Annotated in this window: 2 rRNA genes; both read right to left on the bottom strand. The window is 52.5% G+C overall.

The features are described from left to right. Positions 1 to 6 precede the first annotated feature (6 nt). Positions 7 to 122 (bottom strand): 5S ribosomal RNA (gene rrf, locus ACKC9G_RS18780). A 151-nt stretch (positions 123 to 273) separates the two neighbouring features. Next, positions 274 to 3,152 (bottom strand): 23S ribosomal RNA (locus tag ACKC9G_RS18775). Between the last annotated feature and the right edge of the window lie 131 nt (positions 3,153 to 3,283).

Genomic DNA, 3,283 nt, shown 5'->3' with positions numbered 1-3,283 from the left:
TTGGATGCCTGGCAATGACCTACTCTCACATGGGGAAACCCCACACTACCATCGGCGCAGACGCGTTTCACTGCTGAGTTCGGAAAGGGATCAGGTGGTTCCACGTCGCTATGGTTACCAGGCAATTCTGTCTGAGTCTCTCGGGCTTACCTTCTCTGCTATCGCAGCCGCCGGTTTACTCAATAGGGTGTGAACTCAATCAATAGCCTGCTCGCAGGCAACTCACAAAATCTCAATTATTTATCCAGCTTTTAACCAAGCTTCTTAGCTTATATGGCCAAGCCGCACGGGCAATTAGTACTGGTTAGCTCAACGCCTCACAACGCTTACACACCCAGCCTATCAACCTTGTGGTCTTCAAGGGCCCTTTAGAGGATTCAAGATCCAGGGAGATCTCATCTTGAGGGGGGCTTCCCGCTTAGATGCTTTCAGCGGTTATCCCGTCCGAACATAGCTACCGGGCAATGCCATTGGCATGACAACCCGAACACCAGCGGTTCGTCCATTCCGGTCCTCTCGTACTAGGAACAGCTCCTCTCAAATCTCCAACGTCCACGGCAGATAGGGACCGAACTGTCTCACGACGTTCTAAACCCAGCTCGCGTACCACTTTAAATGGCGAACAGCCATACCCTTGGGACCGGCTTCAGCCCCAGGATGTGATGAGCCGACATCGAGGTGCCAAACACCGCCGTCGATGTGAACTCTTGGGCGGTATCAGCCTGTTATCCCCGGAGTACCTTTTATCCGTTGAGCGATGGCCCTTCCATACAGAACCACCGGATCACTAGCACCTACTTTCGTACCTGCTCGACCTGTCCGTCTCGCAGTTAAGCACCCTTCTACGCTTGCACTCATTGGCTGATTTCCGACCAGCCTGAGGGTACCTTCGCGCTCCTCCGTTACTCTTTGGGAGGAGACCGCCCCAGTCAAACTGCCCACCACACACTGTCCTCGACCCGGATAACGGGCCTGAGTTAGAACCTCAATGGTGTCAGGGTGGTATTTCAAGGTTGGCTCCACAGAAACTGGCGTCTCTGCTTCAAAGCCTCCCACCTATCCTACACAAACAACATCAAAGTCCAGTGTGAAGCTACAGTAAAGGTTCACGGGGTCTTTCCGTCTAGCCGCGGATACGCTGCATCTTCACAGCGAGTTCAATTTCACTGAGTCTCGGGTGGAGACAGTGCCGCCATCATTACGCCATTCGTGCAGGTCGGAACTTACCCGACAAGGAATTTCGCTACCTTAGGACCGTTATAGTTACGGCCGCCGTTTACCGGGGCTTCGATCAAGAGCTTCGCCTAAGCTAACCCCATCAATTAACCTTCCGGCACCGGGCAGGCGTCACACCCTATACGTCCACTTTCGTGTTTGCAGAGTGCTGTGTTTTTAATAAACAGTTGCAGCGGCCTGGTATCTTCGACTGCCAGTAGCTTACGGAGCAAGTCCTTCACCACCGGCAGCGCACCTTCTCCCGAAGTTACGGTGCCATTTTGCCTAGTTCCTTCACCCGAGTTCTCTCAAGCGCCTTGGTATTCTCTACCTGATCACCTGTGTCGGTTTGGGGTACGGTCCTGTTTACCTGAAGCTTAGAGGCTTTTCCTGGAAGCATGGCATCAACTACTTCGCTCAAAAGAGAGCTCGTATTCGGATCTCAGTCTTAAGCCGCCGGATTTTCCTAGCCGCTCAACCTACATCCTTAAACGCGGACAACCAACGCCGCGCTAGCCTAGCCTTCTCCGTCCCCCCATCGCAGTAAACAGCGGTACTGGAATATTAACCAGTTTCCCATCGACTACGCCTTTCGGCCTCGCCTTAGGAGCCGACTCACCCTGCCCCGATTAACGTTGGACAGGAACCCTTGATCTTCCGGCGAGGGAGTTTTTCACTCCCTTTATCGTTACTTATGTCAGCATTCGCACTTCTGATATCTCCAGCATGCTTTACAACACACCTTCGCAGACTTACAGAACGCTCCCCTACCACTCCTCTAAGAGGAATCCGCAGCTTCGGTGCCTGGTTTGAGCCCCGTTATATCTTCCGCGCAGGCCGACTCGACTAGTGAGCTATTACGCTTTCTTTAAAGGGTGGCTGCTTCTAAGCCAACCTCCTAGCTGTCTGAGCCTTCCCACATCGTTTCCCACTTAACCAGGACTTGGGGACCTTAGCTGGCGGTCTGGGTTGTTTCCCTCTTCACGACGGACGTTAGCACCCGCCGTGTGTCTCCCGGATAGTACTCACTGGTATTCGGAGTTTGCATCGGGTTGGTAAGTCGGGATGACCCCCTAGCCGAAACAGTGCTCTACCCCCAGTGGTATTCGTCCGAGGCGCTACCTAAATAGCTTTCGGGGAGAACCAGCTATCTCCGAGCTTGATTAGCCTTTCACTCCGATCCACAGGTCATCCGCTAACTTTTCAACGGTAGTCGGTTCGGTCCTCCAGTCAGTGTTACCTAACCTTCAACCTGCCCATGGATAGATCGCCCGGTTTCGGGTCTACTACCAGCGACTTGACGCCCTATTAAGACTCGGTTTCCCTACGCCTCCCCTAAACGGTTAAGCTTGCCACTGATAGTAAGTCGCTGACCCATTATACAAAAGGTACGCAGTCACACCCGAAGGTGCTCCCACTGCTTGTACGTACACGGTTTCAGGTTCTATTTCACTCCCCTCTCCGGGGTTCTTTTCGCCTTTCCCTCACGGTACTGGTTCGCTATCGGTCAGTCAGGAGTATTTAGCCTTGGAGGATGGTCCCCCCATATTCAGACAGGATATCACGTGTCCCGCCTTACTCGATTTCATCTAAAGTGCGTTTTCGTGTACGGGGCTATCACCCACTATGGCGACACTTTCCAGAGTCTTCCACTAACACACAATAAACTTAAGGGCTGGTCCCCGTTCGCTCGCCACTACTAAGGGAATCTCGGTTGATTTCTTTTCCTCGGGGTACTTAGATGTTTCAGTTCTCCCGGTTCGCCTCCTGTACCTATGTATTCAGTACAGGATATCCCCGAAGGGATGGGTTTCCCCATTCGGACATGCGTGGATCAAAGCTTGTTTGCCAGCTCCCCACGCCTTTTCGCAGGCTACAACGTCCTTCATCGCCTCTGACTGCCAAGGCATCCACCGTGCACGCTTAGTCACTTGGCCATATAAGCTAAGCAACCTGGTCTTTCTACATCTCTTTGCTTTCGAAAAAGCATCGACATGTAACGCGCCGGATAAACGCTTGAGATTTCGTTTATCTTTCTATCGATTGAGTCCACATTGTTAAAGAGCAA

This window comes from Pokkaliibacter sp. CJK22405 (assembly GCF_046614695.1).
Classification (GTDB): domain Bacteria; phylum Pseudomonadota; class Gammaproteobacteria; order Pseudomonadales; family Balneatricaceae; genus Pokkaliibacter.
Note: the sequence above shows the minus strand (reverse complement) of the source record. Positions and strands in the feature narration are given on the sequence as shown.